The organism is Micromonospora sp. RTBAU3-60 (genome assembly GCF_054963695.1).
In genome coordinates this window covers 19,181-35,168 of record NZ_JBUEGB010000011.1, presented here as the reverse complement: position 1 = coordinate 35,168, position 15,988 = coordinate 19,181, and the positions used below count along the sequence as shown (strand labels likewise).

24 protein-coding genes and 1 tRNA gene are annotated in these 15,988 nt (G+C 72.1%); 7 read left to right on the top strand and 18 right to left on the bottom strand.

Annotated elements, in window-relative coordinates:
- Positions 1 to 15 precede the first annotated feature (15 nt).
- Positions 16 to 1,557 (bottom strand): tetratricopeptide repeat protein, encoded by a 1,542-nt coding sequence (locus ACY34I_RS13345; RefSeq protein ID WP_462755217.1) that lies wholly within the window; start codon positions 1,555 to 1,557, stop codon positions 16 to 18.
- A gap of 57 nt (positions 1,558 to 1,614) precedes the next feature.
- Positions 1,615 to 2,076: a MarR family winged helix-turn-helix transcriptional regulator gene (locus ACY34I_RS13340; protein WP_462755456.1), complete on the bottom strand. Its 462-nt coding sequence runs from the start codon at positions 2,074 to 2,076 to the stop codon at positions 1,615 to 1,617.
- Positions 2,077 to 2,124: 48 nt separating this feature from the next.
- Here ACY34I_RS13340 and ACY34I_RS13335 point away from each other — a divergent pair, with 48 nt between their 5' ends.
- The gene (locus tag ACY34I_RS13335; RefSeq protein ID WP_462755215.1) at positions 2,125 to 2,646 is read left to right on the top strand and encodes a VOC family protein; all 522 of its coding nucleotides are present in this window, start codon (positions 2,125 to 2,127) and stop codon (positions 2,644 to 2,646) included.
- Between the two features lie 25 nt (positions 2,647 to 2,671).
- Positions 2,672 to 3,568 carry a hypothetical protein gene (locus ACY34I_RS13330; protein ID WP_462755213.1) on the top strand — a complete coding sequence of 299 codons (897 nt, stop codon included), beginning with the start codon at positions 2,672 to 2,674 and terminating at the stop codon, positions 3,566 to 3,568.
- Here ACY34I_RS13330 and ACY34I_RS13325 read toward each other — a convergent pair.
- Positions 3,540 to 4,055: a potassium channel family protein gene (locus tag ACY34I_RS13325; protein WP_462755211.1), complete on the bottom strand. Its 516-nt coding sequence runs from the start codon at positions 4,053 to 4,055 to the stop codon at positions 3,540 to 3,542. The two genes, ACY34I_RS13330 and ACY34I_RS13325, sit on opposite strands and share 29 nt — an antisense overlap.
- A gap of 112 nt (positions 4,056 to 4,167) precedes the next feature.
- The gene (locus ACY34I_RS13320; protein ID WP_462755209.1) at positions 4,168 to 4,347 is read right to left on the bottom strand and encodes a DUF4236 domain-containing protein; all 180 of its coding nucleotides are present in this window, start codon (positions 4,345 to 4,347) and stop codon (positions 4,168 to 4,170) included.
- Between the two features lie 204 nt (positions 4,348 to 4,551).
- Here ACY34I_RS13320 and ACY34I_RS13315 point away from each other — a divergent pair, with 204 nt between their 5' ends.
- Complete coding sequence (locus ACY34I_RS13315; RefSeq protein ID WP_462755207.1) at positions 4,552 to 4,665, top strand: putative leader peptide; 114 nt, start codon at positions 4,552 to 4,554, stop codon at positions 4,663 to 4,665.
- A gap of 164 nt (positions 4,666 to 4,829) precedes the next feature.
- The gene (locus ACY34I_RS13310) at positions 4,830 to 5,387 is read left to right on the top strand and encodes a flavin reductase family protein (RefSeq protein WP_462755205.1); all 558 of its coding nucleotides are present in this window, start codon (positions 4,830 to 4,832) and stop codon (positions 5,385 to 5,387) included.
- A gap of 82 nt (positions 5,388 to 5,469) precedes the next feature.
- Here ACY34I_RS13310 and ACY34I_RS13305 read toward each other — a convergent pair whose 3' ends face one another.
- Together ACY34I_RS13305 and ACY34I_RS13300 are read right to left on the bottom strand one after the other, a co-directional pair.
- The gene (locus ACY34I_RS13305) at positions 5,470 to 5,925 is read right to left on the bottom strand and encodes an RrF2 family transcriptional regulator (protein ID WP_148804137.1); all 456 of its coding nucleotides are present in this window, start codon (positions 5,923 to 5,925) and stop codon (positions 5,470 to 5,472) included.
- A gap of 7 nt (positions 5,926 to 5,932) precedes the next feature.
- Positions 5,933 to 6,847, bottom strand: a complete 915-nt coding sequence (locus tag ACY34I_RS13300) for a helix-turn-helix transcriptional regulator (protein ID WP_462755203.1) — start codon at positions 6,845 to 6,847, stop codon at positions 5,933 to 5,935.
- 161 nt (positions 6,848 to 7,008) lie between these two features.
- On the opposite strand from ACY34I_RS13300, the gene ACY34I_RS13295 reads away from it, so the two are divergent.
- The gene (locus ACY34I_RS13295; RefSeq protein WP_462755201.1) at positions 7,009 to 7,785 is read left to right on the top strand and encodes an SDR family oxidoreductase; all 777 of its coding nucleotides are present in this window, start codon (positions 7,009 to 7,011) and stop codon (positions 7,783 to 7,785) included.
- Positions 7,786 to 7,870: 85 nt separating this feature from the next.
- Here ACY34I_RS13295 and ACY34I_RS13290 read toward each other — a convergent pair whose 3' ends face one another.
- Positions 7,871 to 8,302 carry an SsgA family sporulation/cell division regulator gene (locus ACY34I_RS13290; protein WP_007457244.1) on the bottom strand — a complete coding sequence of 144 codons (432 nt, stop codon included), beginning with the start codon at positions 8,300 to 8,302 and terminating at the stop codon, positions 7,871 to 7,873.
- A gap of 274 nt (positions 8,303 to 8,576) precedes the next feature.
- Here ACY34I_RS13290 and ACY34I_RS13285 point away from each other — a divergent pair, with 274 nt between their 5' ends.
- The gene (locus ACY34I_RS13285) at positions 8,577 to 9,143 is read left to right on the top strand and encodes a TIGR02611 family protein (protein WP_462755198.1); all 567 of its coding nucleotides are present in this window, start codon (positions 8,577 to 8,579) and stop codon (positions 9,141 to 9,143) included.
- Between the two features lie 51 nt (positions 9,144 to 9,194).
- Positions 9,195 to 9,269 (top strand) — tRNA-Val (locus ACY34I_RS13280).
- A gap of 56 nt (positions 9,270 to 9,325) precedes the next feature.
- Here ACY34I_RS13280 and ACY34I_RS13275 read toward each other — a convergent pair.
- From ACY34I_RS13275 to ACY34I_RS13225, 11 genes are all read right to left on the bottom strand, one after another.
- Positions 9,326 to 10,414, bottom strand: coding sequence for a tyrosine-type recombinase/integrase (locus ACY34I_RS13275; protein ID WP_462755196.1), 1,089 nt, complete (start codon positions 10,412 to 10,414; stop codon positions 9,326 to 9,328).
- On the bottom strand, positions 10,414 to 10,686 hold the full coding sequence (locus ACY34I_RS13270) for a helix-turn-helix domain-containing protein (RefSeq protein ID WP_462755194.1): 273 nt from the start codon (positions 10,684 to 10,686) through the stop codon (positions 10,414 to 10,416). The genes ACY34I_RS13275 and ACY34I_RS13270 overlap by 1 nt, the downstream gene beginning before the upstream one ends.
- 27 nt (positions 10,687 to 10,713) lie before the next feature.
- Positions 10,714 to 12,510, bottom strand: a complete 1,797-nt coding sequence (locus ACY34I_RS13265) for a replication initiator (RefSeq protein WP_462755192.1) — start codon at positions 12,508 to 12,510, stop codon at positions 10,714 to 10,716.
- Positions 12,510 to 12,776: a hypothetical protein gene (locus ACY34I_RS13260; RefSeq protein ID WP_462755190.1), complete on the bottom strand. Its 267-nt coding sequence runs from the start codon at positions 12,774 to 12,776 to the stop codon at positions 12,510 to 12,512. The genes ACY34I_RS13265 and ACY34I_RS13260 overlap by 1 nt, the downstream gene beginning before the upstream one ends.
- Positions 12,773 to 13,519: a hypothetical protein gene (locus ACY34I_RS13255; protein ID WP_462755188.1), complete on the bottom strand. Its 747-nt coding sequence runs from the start codon at positions 13,517 to 13,519 to the stop codon at positions 12,773 to 12,775. The genes ACY34I_RS13260 and ACY34I_RS13255 overlap by 4 nt, the downstream gene beginning before the upstream one ends.
- Complete coding sequence (locus ACY34I_RS13250; RefSeq protein ID WP_462755186.1) at positions 13,519 to 13,866, bottom strand: RRQRL motif-containing zinc-binding protein; 348 nt, start codon at positions 13,864 to 13,866, stop codon at positions 13,519 to 13,521. Before ACY34I_RS13250 ends, ACY34I_RS13255 begins: the two co-directional genes overlap by 1 nt.
- Positions 13,863 to 14,162, bottom strand: coding sequence for a hypothetical protein (locus ACY34I_RS13245; RefSeq protein WP_462755184.1), 300 nt, complete (start codon positions 14,160 to 14,162; stop codon positions 13,863 to 13,865). The genes ACY34I_RS13250 and ACY34I_RS13245 overlap by 4 nt, the downstream gene beginning before the upstream one ends.
- The gene (locus ACY34I_RS13240) at positions 14,159 to 14,605 is read right to left on the bottom strand and encodes a DUF6197 family protein (protein ID WP_462755182.1); all 447 of its coding nucleotides are present in this window, start codon (positions 14,603 to 14,605) and stop codon (positions 14,159 to 14,161) included. The genes ACY34I_RS13245 and ACY34I_RS13240 overlap by 4 nt, the downstream gene beginning before the upstream one ends.
- Before the next feature lie 88 nt (positions 14,606 to 14,693).
- A complete protein-coding gene (locus ACY34I_RS13235; RefSeq protein WP_462755180.1) occupies positions 14,694 to 14,903 on the bottom strand; it encodes a hypothetical protein in 210 nt (69 codons plus the stop codon).
- Positions 14,900 to 15,109: a hypothetical protein gene (locus tag ACY34I_RS13230; protein ID WP_462755178.1), complete on the bottom strand. Its 210-nt coding sequence runs from the start codon at positions 15,107 to 15,109 to the stop codon at positions 14,900 to 14,902. Before ACY34I_RS13230 ends, ACY34I_RS13235 begins: the two co-directional genes overlap by 4 nt.
- Positions 15,106 to 15,981 carry an FtsK/SpoIIIE domain-containing protein gene (locus ACY34I_RS13225; protein ID WP_462755176.1) on the bottom strand — a complete coding sequence of 292 codons (876 nt, stop codon included), beginning with the start codon at positions 15,979 to 15,981 and terminating at the stop codon, positions 15,106 to 15,108. The genes ACY34I_RS13230 and ACY34I_RS13225 overlap by 4 nt, the downstream gene beginning before the upstream one ends.
- Positions 15,982 to 15,988 lie beyond the last annotated feature (7 nt).

Genomic DNA, 15,988 nt, shown 5'->3' with positions numbered 1-15,988 from the left:
CCTGCCCGTGCGGGGTCAGCCGCGGTGGGTGCAGACCGAGGGGGCCCGGGCCACCGTGTCGGTGGACCACACCAGCGCGACGGTGAAGCAGTAGTCGGTGCTGCGGCTGAGCCCGTAGGCGATGTAGCTGTCGGTGCCGGCGGGCAGTTCGACGAAGGTGTGCTGCGGCTGCCCCGTGCGGCCCCCGGCGACCACCACCGGCCCCTCCGCCCCGGCCGGGTACGTCCAGCTCAGCAGGATGCTGTCCCGCCGGTCGGTCAGCCGCACCTGCTGTGGCGGGGTGCCGGGGGAGGCGGCGGGCGCGGCGTTCGGCGTACCGGAGGGGGTGCCGCCGGACGGGGCGCGGCCGGTGGTGGGGGAGGGGCCCGGCGTCTCCCGCGACCGGTCGACCCGGGACACGCCCGTGACCACCGCGATCGTGCCGAGCAGCAGCACCACGATCACCCCGGCCACCACCAGCGGCAGCCACGGGATGTTCCGGCGCTCGGGGGCGGGCGGCCGCGGCACGTGCACCGGCAGGTGACGCGACGGCACCTCCGGTTCCGCGGCCCGGGGCACCCGGCGTACGCCCTCGGGTTCTTCGTCGGTCAGCCCCACCACGGTCGGGGGCAGCGCGCTCTCCCCGGGCCGCCAGGGCTCCTCGGCCGGTTGGTCCGGCGGCCACGGGTAGCCGTCGAACGGCTCGTCGGCGGCCTCGGGTGGCGTCCGGGGGGTCGGCACGCTCGGGTGCCCGCCCCCGGTGCGGTCCGGCGGGTGGTAGAGCGGCGGCTCGGGCAGGGTCGGCTCGGGCGGCCCCTCGGCGGGCGGGGGGACCCGGGCGGCCGGCACGACCGGCGGCGTCCCGGCGGGTGGCTCCGGCTCGGCGCACACGTGCTCCGGGTCGGCGGCGGCCTGGGCCAGCCCGGCCACCTGCGCGGCGAGCGGGTCGTCGGTGGGCAGGTGCTGGAGGCACAGCTCCTCGGCGAGCGCCAGGTGCTCGTGGGACTCGGCGTACCGGCCGCAGTCGCGTTCCATCACGCCGAGCTTGGCCAGCATCTTGATGCTGCTGGGGTGGGCGTCGCCGTACACCTCGCGGTGCAGCTCCCACGCGTCCTGCAGCCGGTCGCGGGCGACGTCGCACTGGCCGCGCGAGTATTCCACGGTGGCCAGGTCGGCGTGGGCGGCCAGCACCCGCTGCGACTCCGGCCCGTCGCGGGCGGTCAGCTCGATGATGACCTCGGAGTAGAGCCGGGCGGCGCGTGCCTCGCTGCCCACCCGGTGCAGCACGGCGGCCAGGGTGGCGGCGGCGGTGACGGTGCGCTCGTCGGAGCGGCCGTACAGCCGAGTGGCCGCCGCGTAGGCGAAGGCGGCCCAGCCCCGCGCCGAGTGCGGCTCGCCTAGCGCGATCAGCACCCGGGCCTGCAGGCCGGCGGCCTCGGCCAGCTCCGGGGAGGCGTTGGCGGGACGCGGATCGGCGTCGGTCAGCGCGTCGGCGAGCAGCCGCTGGGCACCGGCGAGGTCGCCTTCGGACACCAGGTGGTGGGCCTGGACAGTCAGGTCAGCGAAGCCGGAGGTCACGCCCCATCGTGCTCATCCGGCGACGGTAAGTACAAGTCCCGAAGTGGATCAGTTTGGTCAGGATTCGGTCAGGTGGTCGGCCAGGGTTTCGCTGATCCGCCGCAGTTGGTCGACCTGCGCGGGGCTCAACGCGTCGAACAGGTGCCGGCGTACCCCCTCGACGTGGCCGGGAGCGGCGGCGGCGAGGGTGGCGAAGCCGGCGTCGGTGAGGACAGCGATCTGCCCGCGCCGGTCGGTGGGGCACTCCTCACGGCGGATCCAGCCGGCCGCCTCCAGCCGGGTGGCGGCGTGGGAGAGCCGGCTGCGGGAGGAGCCGGTGGCGTCGGCCAGTTCGCTCATCCGCAGCCGCCGGTCGGGGGCCTCGGAGAGTCGGACGAGGATCTCGTAGTACGCGTGCGGCATGCCCGCGTCGCGTTGCAGTTCGCGGTCGAGGGTGTCCATCAGCGCCCGGGAGGCGGTGAGGAAGGCGCGCCAGGTCCGTTGCTCGTCGGGGTCCAGCCACCGGGTCATGATGAGCATCATAGCGCGATCGTTGAACGCTCAACCAATTCGCGCTACCGTCGGGTCATGGGAATCCACCGCCTCAACCACGCCGTCCTCTACGTCCGTGACCTCGAGCGCAGCGTCGCCTTCTACCGCGACGTGCTGGGCTTCCGCCCGGTCCCGATGACCCCGGACGGCTTCCGCGGCGCCGCCTTCCTCCAGGCGCCCGACTCCACCAACGACCACGACCTCGGCCTGTTCGAGATCGGCGCGGCCGCCGGACCGTCGCCCGCCGGCCGGGCCACCGTCGGCCTCTACCACCTGGCCTGGGAGCTCGACACCCTGGACGAGCTGGGCGCCACCGCCGAGCGGCTGGCCGCGGCCGACGCCCTGGTCGGTGCCTCCGACCACGGCACCACCAAGAGCCTCTACGGCCGGGACCCGGACGGGCTGGAGTTCGAGATCGTCTGGATCGTCCCCGCCGACCTGCTCGACGAGGGCGCCCTCGCCGCCCGCAAGCGGATCGGCCGGCTCGACCTCGACCGGGAGCGGCAGCGCTACGGCGGCCAGACCCGCGGCGGGGTCGGCATCTCCATCCCGGCCTGAGCCGTCCATGCGGTAGAACGGCAGGATGTCGATCGACGTCGTCCTGCGCGAACTGCTCGTCCGGCAGCTCGACCACTGGCTGCCGGCCGCGCTGCACCGCTCCCGGCGGGCCACCCTCGCCCTCGCGTACGCAGGCGGCGACACCAGCGGCGCGGCGGAGGCGCTGCGGGTGGTCGCCGAGTTCGCCGACCGGCTGCGCGGCCGGCGGCTGACCGTGCTGGTGCTCGCCGACGGCGGCGCGGAGCTGCCGGCCCGGCTCGGCGCGGCCGAGGCGGCCCTGCCGGCCGACGTGGCCGTGCACGTGGTGCCCGGGCATCCGGACCGGCTGCCGGTGGCGCTCAAGGCCGCCGGCGCGGCGGGCGCCCCGCTGCTGACCGTGGTCGACGGCGGCGACCCCGACCCGGCCGTGCTGGCCGCCGCCGCGTCCGGCCGCCCGGCCGAGCTGCTCCTGATCACCACGCCCGGCCGGCCCCTGCGGCCGGCGCTGACCGCGGCCGGGTTCCCGCTGGTCACCGAGGTGGAACTGGTGCCCGCCGACGACACGCCGGCCCGGCTGCTCGGCTACGCCACCGGCTCCGACCGGAGCCTGGAGGCGGTCAAGGACGCGCTCTGGGCGGTCGACGAGTACGCCGGGGTGCGCTACCGCGACCCGGCCGACCCGGCGGGGCGGCTGCTCGACATCACCCTCGAACCCGAGCCGGGCCCGCTGCGCCGCGAACTGCTCGCCGAACTCACCCGCTCCGGCCCGCGTACGGTGACCGAGCTGCGCCGCTTCGCGGCCACCTCGACGGTCTACCGGGCCGCCGACGCGAACCGGGCACTGGCCTCGCTGCTCACCACGGGGGCGGTGACCCGGCAGCCCGAACACGGCCGGCTCGGCGGCGACGTGCTGATCACCGCTTCGGCTGGCGCAGCTGGGTGAGCTGCCGGACCACGATGGACGCCCCGGTGGCGATCACCCCGATGCTGAACAGCATCTGGACGCAGACCACCACCCGGGCGACCTGGCCCTGCGCGTGCACGTCCCCGTAGCCGATGGTGGTCAGCGTGGTGAGCGCGAAGTAGAGCGCGTCCACCCGGGTCGACAGGCCGGAGAACTGGCGGGGCGCGTTGGCCGCGATGATGTAGTCGGCCAGGGCGAAGACGAGCAGGCCGGCGACCAGGCCGACGACGAGCTGGGCCAGCGTACGGGCCTGCGGGCCGCCGGCCGGGGTGGTGAGCTGCCGGCGCACCTGGCGGGTGACCAGGGTGGCGACGGTGCCCACCACCAGCAGGGTGCCCGCCGCGCGCAGCGCCAGCCGGGCCGGGTTCGGGTCGGGAGCCAGCGGCACGAGGAAGTACGCGACCACCAGCAGCAGGCAGGCGAGCAGGGCCCGCAGTCTTTCCCGCCGGTAGGCCCCGTCCGCCATGCCGCGATTCTCCGCCGCGACGGCGGCCGGTTTCTCGGAACGAACGCAAAAGGCGCCCGGACGCCGAGCGGGGTGCCGGTGGCTCACCGGCACCCCGCTCGACCTCGGGGCGTCACGCCCGCGACTTGTCCTGCTTCCACGACAGCGGCCCCGGCAGGTCCACCCGGTGTGCCCGGGTACGCGAGTTCCAGGACCATCGGCCGATCTTGATGCTCCACGAGGAGAAGCCGTTCTCGGTGAAGTTGAGGATCAGCGGCCCGAACTTCTGCCGTTTGCGGAACATGATGCCCATCGTTGGCTCCCTCCATCCCTGCCTCTGCGGGCTGGAACATGCCCGGATCGGCGGTTTGTGAAACCGGGCCGGATCCGCACTGGACGGTAGGGCTCCCGCCCGCCACAATCTCTATTCAAGAGGTAGGTGTTACGGAGTGGTAAATGCTGGTGGGTGCTGCAACTGGCGATGTAGGCGACGTGAGTCTCACTCTATGGAAGGGCGTTGACCGGCCCGGAGAACGGCCGGCAACATGAGGTCATGTCGCAGCGGGACGAGCTTCTGCTCACCGCTCGCGTGCACGTCGACCTGGTCCGGCACGCGAGCGCGCTCTGTTGAGCTGACCCCGTTCCTCCGGTTCCGCTTGCCGTCGCATCTCAGCCACCTCCCGTCGCCGGCGCACCTGACCTGACCTGGTCAAGGTGCTGCCCGGTAACGACCCCTTTGATCGGGGTACGCAAGCCCAAGACCAGGCCCTCGCCGACGAACTGGAGGCGCTAATCGTGACCACCGTGGACCGGCCCGGCGCCGTCGACCTGCGCCCCGTCGACCAGGACTCGCTCCGTGCCCTGCTGCGCCGGCAGGCGTCCACGCTCACCGTGGTCACCGCGCCCGGCCTGTCCGCCGGCCGGCACCTGCCGTCGCTGCCGCCCGCCGGTTTCACCGCCACCTCGTTCACCTCGGTGTCAATGGATCCGCCGCTGGTGTCGTTCCGCCTCGGCCGGGAATCGTCGAGGTGGCCCACCATGGCCCGCGCCGAGCACCTGGCCGTGCACCTGCTCGCCGCCGAGCAACAGGAGGCGGCCCGGATCCTCGCCGCCGGCGGCATCTCCCGGTTCGCCGCCTACCCCGGCTGGGACACCGGCCCGTTCGGGGTGCCGCTGATCGGCGACGCCCTCGCCGTGCTGCTCTGCACGGTGGTCCGCCGGATCGAGGCCGGCGATCACACCATCGTGCTCGGCGCGCCCCTGGCCCTCGGCGCCCGGCCGGACGGCGACCCGCTGCCGCACCACCGTGGCGGCTGCACCACCGCGTACGGGCCGTGGCCGTCCCCGTGGTGACCGCACCCGCCCACACGGTCGCGAACAGATCCGCGGAAAGAACGACCCGCCGAGGCCGCGAAGAGCCACCCGCGGGCGCCGGTCAGCGGGGTTCCCAGGCGTCGGGGCGGGCGATCAGCTTGCGGACGTGGTTGGGCAGCTTGCCGCTGGCCATCTCGGCCAGGCTCACCTCGTCGACGACCTGCCGCACGGCGGCGCGGACGGCCACCCAGAGCCGGGGCAGGTTCTCCGCCGCGCCCTCGTAGCGGGTCTCCTCGGGGCGCAGCCCGCGTACCCCGGCAAGCGGGCCGTCGACGGCGCGCAACACCTGCCCGATGGTGACGTCGCGCGGAGGCCGGGCCAGGGTGTAGCCGCCCTCGGCGCCGCGCTGGGCGCGCACGATGCCGGCCCGGCGCAGGTCGGCCAGGACGGCTTCGAGGAACTTGCGGGGCATGTCCTGTTCGGCCGCGATGGCCTGGGTGGACAGCAGGGTGGGGTACGCGGTGGCCAGACTCAGTGCGGCCCGGACCGCGTAGTCGCCGCGCGCGGAGATCTGCACGCTGCCATCATGCCCGGTTTGCGTGGGCGGGGGAGTCGACGGGCGGGCGGGGGCGCACCATACGGACGGGCAGCGGCCGCTGCCGGGCGGCCCGGAACGCGCCGGGGCTCACCCCGACCTCGCGGGTGAAGAAGCGGCCGAAGTTGGTCGGCTCGGGGAAGCCGAGCCGACGCCCGATCCGGGCGATCGGCTCGTCGGTGGCCGCGAGCAGCCGGCTGGCCTGCAACGCCACCCGCTCGTCGATCACCTGCTTGGCGCTGCGGCCGGTCACCGCCAGGCAGGCCCGGGTGAGGGTACGCACGGAGCAGCCGAGCTGCGCCGCGTAGTCCTCCACCCGGCGGGTGTGCCGGTAGCCGCGCTCCACCTCCCGGCAGAGCCGGTGGAAGGTCGCCGTCTCCGCCCGGGGCGGCTGCCGCTCCGCCCCGGCTGGCAGCAGGCTCAGCCGCAGCAGCAGCACGGCGAGCTGGTGGCGGAGCAGCGCGGCCGCAGCGGGCACCCCGGCGTGCCGTTCAGCGTCCACCGCCAGCTGGGTCACCTCGCTGATCACCGCGTCCTCGTCCTCCCCGGCGAGCTGCCGGTAGGCCGGCACCGCGTCCGGGTCGACGTCGAGGCCGCCCAGTGTCCCGGCGCCCCAGCACACCACCGTGGCGTCGAGGTGCGGGCCGAGGCAGCGCAGCACCTGGCCGGCGCGGACGTGCAGCAAAGTGCCGGGCCGGCAGGGCAGGGCCCGGAAGTCCAGCTCGGCCGTGCCGTGACCGCTGTTGACCAGGATCAGCAGATCCGTGTCCAGCAGGACGGGGCGGGGCCAGCCGGACCCGGGCGCGAGGTCGGCGAGAGGCCCGGTGCGGATGTCGTCGGTTGCGTACCCGGAGGCGGACAGGTCGGTCCGGGTTGCCGAGGAGAGCTGACCGGTAGTGACCATCGTCCCCGACGTTAACCCCGCCCGGCGCACCTTGCACCTCGGCGGTTTCACCCGACCGGGCGGGTCTTGTCGCCGGGAAGGCGGGGCGGTTAGGTTACCGATCGGTAGCGCCTGGGTCGACGGACGACCCCGCGACCCCGCCGACTCGCGATGGGATGGGCATGACGGATCTGTTCTCGGTCGAAGGCAAGACGGTCCTGGTCACCGGCGGTTCCCGAGGAATCGGGCTGATGATCGCCCGCGGCTTCGTCGAGGCCGGCGCGAAGGTCATCATCTCCTCGCGCAAGGCCGACGTCTGCGAGACCGTGGCCAGGGAACTGTCCGCCGCCGGGCAGTGCGAGGCGATCCCCGCCGACCTGAGCCACGACGAGGGCGCGCTGGGGCTGGCAGCCGCCGTGCGGGAGCGCACCGACCGACTCGACGTGCTGGTCAACAACGCCGGCGCGACCTGGGGCGCACCGCTGGAGACGTACCCGGCGAGCGCCTTCGACAAGCTCTGGGCGGTCAACGTCAAGGCCGTCTTCCGGCTCACCACCGCGCTGCTACCGGCGCTGCGTGCGGCAGCCAGCGCCGATGACCCCGCCCGGGTGATCAACATCGGGTCGATCGACGGTCTCCGCGTGCCCTGGATGGAGGTGTACGCCTACTCGGCGACCAAGGCGGCCGTGCACATGCTCACCCGCAGCCTCGCCCACCAGCTCGCCGGCGAGCAGATCACCGTCAACGCGATCGCCCCGGGGCCGTTCGAGAGCAAGATGATGGCCTTCGCCCTGGACGACCCGACCTCCCGGGCGGCGATCGAGCAGCAGGTGCCGCTGGGCCGGATCGGCCGCCCCGAGGACATGGCGGGCACCGCCATCTACCTGTCGTCGCGCGCCGGCGCGTACCTGACCGGCGCGGTTATCCCGGTCGACGGCGGAATCACCACCCACGGCTGAATCGGGCAGGCCGGACGGCGTACCCGAATGGGGACGGACGGGGCCGCGCGGACTCGGCAGATCCGCGCGGCCCCGTCGTGCGTCGTCAGCGGCCGGCGAGCAGCCGGTTGACCGCCGTGTCGACGTCCAGGTGCTCGGCCTCACGGCCGCGCGGGACGACGACGTAGGTCCGGCGCAGGAAGCGCACGAGGACGCTGCGTGGGACCTCGAACAGGGCGTTGCCGTCCGGGGACGACAGCGCGAGCGCGACGAAGTCGCCGCGCGGTGTGGCCCACGGCCAGACCCGAACGTCGCCGATGCCGGCCGGCTCGTCGAGCCCGGTGACCAGCAGTTCGCGAGCGAACGACCAGCTCACCGCCTCACCGCCGGCAGATTCGGCGTGGAACAGGACATGGACCGCATACGGGTCAGCAGGGTCGTAACGCAAGCTGGCACGCACCGGCAAGGCGGTGGCGTCAGGCGCGACGAGCCTTAGCGACGTCTCGACCTCTACGGTCGTCGGTCGGATGACACTCATGGACGTTCTCCCCCCGGCACCGCTGCGGAACGCGCGTGTCCCGCTTTTCCCATACTCAGCCGCTACTCCTGGCTACGCTCCGCCATACGCTGACTTCACCCAGTGGTGGGAAGGGGGTCGGAAACGCCTCCGAGAATGTGAAAATTCTTGTAGGATTCCCTCTTCTGCCCAGTCCGTCGTCCCGCCCGGCAACGGGTGGTTCAGTCGTCGACTTACTCCGGTAACGTCCAGTCCTCAGCAGGGGTGACGGTCGCGCGCGACACTGGGGGTGGAAATGGTCACGAAGGGTTCCTCGGTGGAGCCGAGGACCACGGCCGACCCGCCGAAAGGAGCGGCCCGAGCAGCCGAAAGGCGGGGGTACGAGGTGCCAGTGGAGGGCGGTCCGCGGCGTACCGGCGACGCCTCCGGGGGCGGTGCCGGCAGCGCTGTCGCCGAGCGGCGCCGCAGCGGCTGGCGGACCCGGGTGCACACCACCCTCGACCTGATCCGCGCCAACCCCACCGGTCGGATCACCCTCAAGGTCTTCATCGCCATCGTCGGCGCGATCATCGTCACTGTCGGTATCGCCCTGATCCCGCTGCCCGGCCCCGGCTGGCTGCTGGTGATCGCCGGTCTGGGTGTCTGGGCCGTCGAGTTCCACTGGGCCCGCCAGCTGCTCGCCTTCACCCGACGCAACGTGCAGGCCTGGACACGTTGGGCGACCAGTCAGTCGCTGCCGGTGCGGTTCGTGCTCGGCGCCGTCGGGCTGGTGTTCGTGAGCGTGGTGGTGTGGCTGTCGCTCAAGTACAGCCTCGGCATCGACCTGGTCGCCCGGGCTCTGCACTACCTCGCGACGCACTGACCCCCGGGTTTTTGGTCCGCACTGTCGATCAGGTAGAGTCATCGGCGCTGAGGGCGATTAGCTCAGCGGGAGAGCGCTTCGTTCACACCGAAGAGGTCACTGGTTCGATCCCAGTATCGCCCACCATGAATAAGGCGAGCTCAAGGCCCCTCAATCGAGGGGCCTTGACTCGTATCTGAGGGTCAATCGTTGCCCGGAGGCAGCGAGAAGGCAGCAAAGGACTTCAACACCCGACGGTCGCGCTCAGCCGTCGAGTGGGTGTAGCGGTTCAACGTCGTGGATGTCTGCTCGTGCCCCATCACCTTCGCAACGTCGTTGATCGGCACGCCGTCCGAGACCAGCCAGGTTGCGTAGGAGTGCCGCAGGTCGTGGAAGCGCAGTGCCACCGGTAGGCCGGCACGTTGCAGGGAGGGCTTCCAGACACGACTTCGGAACGTGCCTCGGCGGATCGGCTCGCCTGTGCCGGTGGTAAAGACGAGCAGCTGGCCGTCGGACCGGTGGGCGCGCTCGTGCTCGGTGAGCGATTGCACCGCGAACGGTGGGATCGGCACCGAGCGCCGGCCCGCCTTGGATTTGGGGTAGGGCTTGATGGTGACGTGGCCCGAGACCTCCTCGGCCACGCGGATAACCCGGACCACGCCCAGGGCGAGGTCGAGGGCGTCCCACTGCAAGCCGGCGCACTCGCCCCACCTCAGGCCGGTGCCGGCAGCCAAGGCGACGAGTGAGCGGTACTGGGCGGGCACCGCTGCGAGGAGTCGAGGTAGGTCGTCACGGCTGATGGTCAGGTCGTCGGTGTCGGTCCGCCGTCGGGGCGGCAGGCGGACACCTTCGCATGGGTTGAACCCGATGATCCGGTCGCGGACGGCCGAGCGAAGGACCGCCGAGGTCAACCGGAAGCACTCCGCGATGGAGGCTGGCGAGAGCCGCTCGCCGAGGCTGGTTACCCATGCCTGCACCGCCGAGTGCTCGATGCTGGACAGTGGCTGCGTGCCCCATCGGGGGAGTACGTGATTTCGCATCACGGAGGCGTCTCGGGCGGCAGTGGTCTTCTCGCTGTTGCGAGCGGCAAGCCAACGATCGGCGTAGTCGCCAAAGCGAACCCGACCAGCATCCGGGGCGACATACAGGCCCCGGTTTAGCGCCGATTCGACCTCAGCGAGAAATGCGTTGGCCTCCCGCTTGGTGCGGAACGTCTTCGATCGCTGCTTACCACCTGGATCGCGCCAGCAAGCACGGTGTCGACCAGCCGGAGTCTTTCGGACGAAGCCCATCAGTGCCCCCGTCCATGGTCGGTTCCGGTGGCGGCGGGCTGTTCCGTGACGCCATCGAGCCAGGCGTGGAATCGGGTGCGGGGAATCAGCCAGCGACCGCCGAGGCGGGTCGCGGGGATGGTGCCGTCGCGGACGAGAGCGTAGGTGCTGCCCAGGGAGATGCCGAGCAGCTTGGCGACCTCCCGGACGGTGTAGGTAACTGGCTCGACGGCCGATCCGCCGGAGCGGGGGATCAGTCGGACGACAGAGCCTGTGCGGGCAGTGGTGCTCATGAAGGGTGACCTCCTCAGGTCTGTGGGTCAGGCGGCAGCCGGCACGGTGCCGGCCGAGGCGAGTTCGTGGGCGAGTTCTTCGCGGCCGGTGGTTCGTCGTTCTCTGGCCATTGCGGCGGCGGTGTTGGCCAGGAGGGCGTCGCCGCTGGTGTGCCAGCCGACGCCGGCGAAGGTGAGGGTGCCGACGATCAGGGTGGTGTCGTCGAGGGTGTCGGCGGCGGTCCGTGGGATGCCGGGCTGTTCGTCGGCCTGGTGCTCGTGTTCGTGGCGGCGGAAGGCGGCGCGGGTGTCGCGCAGGAGTTGGAACGTGACCGAGTAGCGGCGGCTTTTAGTGAGGAAGTGGCCGCCGTAGCCGAGCATGTGTGCCCAGCGCCGTAGCCGGGCGTACGGGTTGCCGTTGGCCGAGTTCGTGGGTTGGGCGTCAAGGGCGGCTTGACGGTTGGCGGTGCAGGTGGGGCAGGCGGCGTAGCGGGTGTGGGTGCCGCAGTCGGGGCACTCCCAGCGCTGGACGAAGCCGGGTGTGGGCCGTGGGTCGCGGGTCCGCTCGGACAGGGGCCGAGGCGTGCCGGTGGGTCGGCCGATGCGCCAGCAGGCGTCGATGAGGCGGGCGGTGTGGTCGCCGTCGGGGTCGGCGTAGTCGCCGATGGTGTCCGCAGTCAGGCGGGTGGAGGTGTGCCCGGTGGCCTCGGTGCTCTTGGTGGCGTACTTGGCAAGGTAGCCGGCGACCATGCCGTCGGTGACCTCTCCCGTCCCGCCGGTGCTGATGGGTCGGATGTCGAGGCCCTTGGACGGGTCGCCCCACGCGATCGGCCAACCCTGTGGCTTGTCGGGGTGTGCCGGGGTGTGGAAGGTGATCTGCGCGGCGGCGTACTGGAACGCGTCGACGAGGTCGTCGACGGTGAACCCGGCGGGAGGTGGGACGACCGTGTCGGGGTCGGCGGGGTTGACGCCGTCGAGGCGGGCGATGGCGTGGAAGTGCACCGCGGCTCGGGCTTGCAGTTCGGCGACCTTGCCGGGCGAGAGCCGGACCGGGGCGACCTTGCGGGTCTTCCCGGACGCGGTCACGACCTCGACCGATGGGATGCCGCGTTGGCGGGCGAGCTTGGCGAGGTGGCGTTGTGCGGCTTGCTTGGTGCGGTGCCACAGCTCCCCGGAGAAGAGGTTCCAGACGACTTGGTGGTCGTGGCCGTAGCAGTCCAGGCACAGGGGCCGGCCGAGGACGGCGTCACCGGACTCGTGGCGTGCCCAGCAGACCGACGGGCGGCCGTGGGGGCAGAGGCCGGCGGTGGGGTCGGTGGCGCGGCGGGCGTGGCACGGCTCGGCGCGGCAGTCGCAGCGGCGGCGGTTGCCGCAGGTGTGTCGCTTGACCACCCGCGCGTGAACCGGCCCGAACGATGGGGCGGTGAACGTGGCGAACACGGCCGGATGCTCGGCGACAGTCTCCGGGACACCCTTGCCACCTACCAGGCCCGCGCGGAGCAGCTGGAAGGCGTCCCGCTGGTAGGTCTGCGCGCAGGACGGGCAGACCGTGGCGCGGCGGTTGCCGCACGCCTTGTAGATCGCGGCATCCGGCATGGCATCGGTGTGCCGCTGGCCCAGCACGCGGCCGGTCGCGGGGTCGACGGTGAGCAGCTGCCCGGCGAGGCGGATGGGGCGGGTGCAGCCGGCGGCGGAGCGGACGTGTTCCAGCCAGCCGAAGTAGTCGGGTTGGGTGGCGCGTTCGAACGCGGAGCCGGCGGCGGTGTAGCCGTAGACGATGGTGTCGGCGTTCGAGCCCACCCCCCGGGCCGTAGCGCGGGGGGTGAGGTCCAGCGTCGAGGCCATCAAGCCGCCACCCCGGTGGGGTGGTGGTTGGTGATGGTGCGTTCGGTGACGATGACCCGGCAGGCGCCGCATTGGCGTTTGGCCGGCTCGTGCCGGTGGCAGGGAATCTGGACGGTCTGTCCGCCGCAGCGGATGGTGACCGGTGCCCGGCAGGGACCGCCGGGGATGACGTCGACGAGCAGGCGGCGGGTGTCGTACGGGTGCGGGTCCGGGTGTGCCGGGCAGGTGTGGATGACCTGCTCGACGTCGACGAGGTAGATGGTCATCGGGCACCACCGGTCAGGGTGGTGAGGAGCTGTCCGGCGGCGGCCGGGGCGATGTCGAGCCGGTCGGCCAGCTCGGCGGCGGTGATGGGTGCCCCGGTGGACTGTTCGTGCTGTACGGCTGCGAATCGGGCCATGGGCAGCAGGTGGGTAGGGACGTCGACCGGCTCCGGGTCCGGCACGGTGACGGGCTCCGGCTCGACGGCCGGTGTGGTGGTCGGTTCGACGGCCGGGATGGGTGCCGGGGTGATGGCGGCCGGCGGTGCCGGCTCGGTGGTGACCTGCTCGGCCACCTGGACGCGGATCGGGGCTGCCGGCTCAGTCGGCGGCGGGGTGTCTTCCCGCATGGGTGCGGGGGCGAGGACGAGTTTGACCAGGGCCATGAAGGCGAGGGCCGGGACGGCGGACAGGAGCCAGCCGGAGGGGCCGGGCTTGGCGACCGCGAGTTGTGCGGCGAGGGAGAGGCCGGCGGCGGCGATGAGCAGGAACAGCGGGTAGCCGATCGGAGCGCCGGCCCGGCGGCGTCGGCGGATCGTGAGGAGGGAGGCGATGGGGACGAGTTCGGAGATGACGGCGTTGGCCCAGCCGAACCATTCCCCGGTGCCGTGCGGGGAGTTGGCGAGGGTCCAGTCCTTGACGTGGGTGAAGGAGGCGGCACCGGCGAAGCCGGCGACGACAAGGAGGATGAGGACCAGGACGACGCCCTCGGCGCGGGTGCCCCGGCTGGTCTGAGTGTCGGTGGTCATCAGTGGCCTCCGTGGCAGTCGAGGCAGCAGCCGTGACGGCGGGGCATGTAGTAGGGCTTGACCTGGCCGCAGGCCCGGCAGGTCCGCCGGGCGCGCAGGGCCTTGTTGATGGCCTCCCGCTGGGCGGGGGTGGCGGTGCGTTTGGGTGCGGCGAGGTCGAGGCGGTAGAGGTAGGCGACGCGCTTGCCGCGCCGCCAGAGGATCTGCGCGACCGGGTCATGCCCTCCGGGGCGGAGGCCGGCGGCGCGGAGTTGCCGCCGAGTAGCGAGGCCGTCAGGGGCCAGCCGATAGGGGTAGGTCGGGAAGCCGGTAACGGTGCCGGCCGGGTCGTAGGTGACAGCGGTCATGACTGGCCTCCCCAGCGCTGCTGGGCGGCCTGCCGGGAGATCCCGAGCCGCTGGCCGATCTCGGCCCACGAGTAGCCGAAGGCGCGAAGACCGACGACGGCTTCGCCGATGGCGTCGTCGAGGTTGGCCGAGAGGGCGACCAGGTCACGGAGGGCTTCCACGTCTCCGGTGGCGACCCGGCGGCCGTGGGCGCGGATGATGCGCCGTGCGAAGGCCGCGAAGGCGTCGTTCTCGACAACCTCCCGACGGCGGCGGGATCGCGGGATGCGCGTCAAGGTGTGCTTGACAGTGCTCATCGGTTCTCGCCTCCCTGGGTTTGGAGGCGGTCCCATTCGTCGGCGGCGGCTTCCAGGGCGGTGATGACCTGCTCGGCGGTGCGGGCCGGGTCGTCGTTCCACGAGTAGGGGGAGGTGTGTTCGTCGATGACGAAGCCGTCCTCGTCGACGAGGAACAGCGGGTGGAAGGCGTCGAGGTAGTCGACGAACGCGGCCAGGGCGGCGAGGTAGTCGGCGAGGGTGTCGCCGTCGAGTTGGGAGAAGTGCTCGACCTGGTAGCCGGCGCAGGCGATGCCGATGGCCCCGGCGGCGCAGGCCGGCGGGGTGGGGAAGTCGGTGGGGAAGAGGTTGTTGTAGTAGGTGCCCTGGTGCCAGCCGTGCCGGCGCAGGTAGAGGGCAGCGCACCGGAGCAGGTCAGCGGGTGTGACCTGCACGGTGGTGGGTGGGTTTTGGGTAGCCTTCATGGCAGCCACGTCCTTTCGGTAGGGCTGTTGGTGGGTGGTCGGCAGGACCAGCTCTGCTGGCAGGTGGGTTACTGGTCCTGTCGGCCGATCAGCGGGAACGGAGCCGCAGGTAGCGGCGGTGACGGGTGTCGTCTGCGCCCATCTGGTGCGGGGCGGAGACGTAGACGAGCCGGCCGGTTTGGGCGGCGGCGTGGATCATCACGGCCAGGTCCTCAGGGGTGCCGACGATCCACAGTTCGGTGTATTGCGCGGCCCGCTGGTTGTTGGCGCGGGCGTAGGCGCGTTCTCGAGTGGTCATGGGGTGACCTCCCAGCCGGGGTCGGTGTAGAAGGCGGCGTTGTCGGGGATGGGGTGCATGGCGTCGGAGCCGCCCTGGTTGATGTGGCCGTCTCGCTTGCCGCAGACGGTGCAGCGGAGGTACTGCCACAGGTGGCCCGTGACCTTGTCGATCTCGGCGTCGACGACCTCGATGTAGTCGGCGCAGTCGTGAATCGGAGCAGTCATGCCGCTTCCTCCAGTTCGATGCGGGTGAGGTCGGGGACGAGGGCCGGTAAGGGTCGAGGCCGGCGAATCCAGGCGGCGTAGTCGGCGATGCCCGCGATCTGGGCGTCGGACAGGTAGGCGACCTTGATGCGGCGGGGGGTGCCGCCTTCGGCGATGAGGTAGGCCGCGCCCTGGTTGGTGGGCTGGATGTCGGTGGCGGTGTAGCCCTGCTCGGCCCAGCCGTGCCCGAGGACGATGTTCGAGCTGTTGGGAGTCGTGCAGCGGAACGCGGCCCGGTAGCCGAACAGGTCCCGCAGCGAGGTCGGAATGATGTCGAAGGACGGCCGCTGGGTGGCGGCCACGACGGGGATGCCGGCGGCGCGGCCCCGGGCGACCAGGTCACGCAGGAGCGCGACGAACTCTTCCTGCTCCTGCTTCGAACCGACGGTGGCGGAGTAGAAGGCGATCTCGTCGACGAGGACGGTGATGACTGACAGGCCGTCGGCGGCGGTGACTTTGCGGCGCCCGTGGGCGCGCAGCCAGGCGTAGCGGTTGTTCATGACGACCTGGAGCCGCTTGAGGACGTCGAGGGCGGCGGTGATGTCGGGGCCGATGAACGCGTCGGCGCAGTCCTCCCACTGCCCGAGTTCGACGAGCTTGCCGTCTAGCAGGACCAAGCGGCTGTCGACGGAGAGGGCGGCGTGGGCGGCGATGGTGTTGAGGAGGCCGCTTTTGCCTCCGCCGGGTTCGCCGCCGGCGAGGAGGTTGCGGTAGGCGAGGGTGATGTTGACGTGCTGACCGAACTCGTCGATGCCGACGAAGATGGGGTCGAACATCGACAGGCCAGGCCCCACCGGTATGCCGGTGTCCGGGGCGGGTGTCGTGGTGGTCATGGTTGCC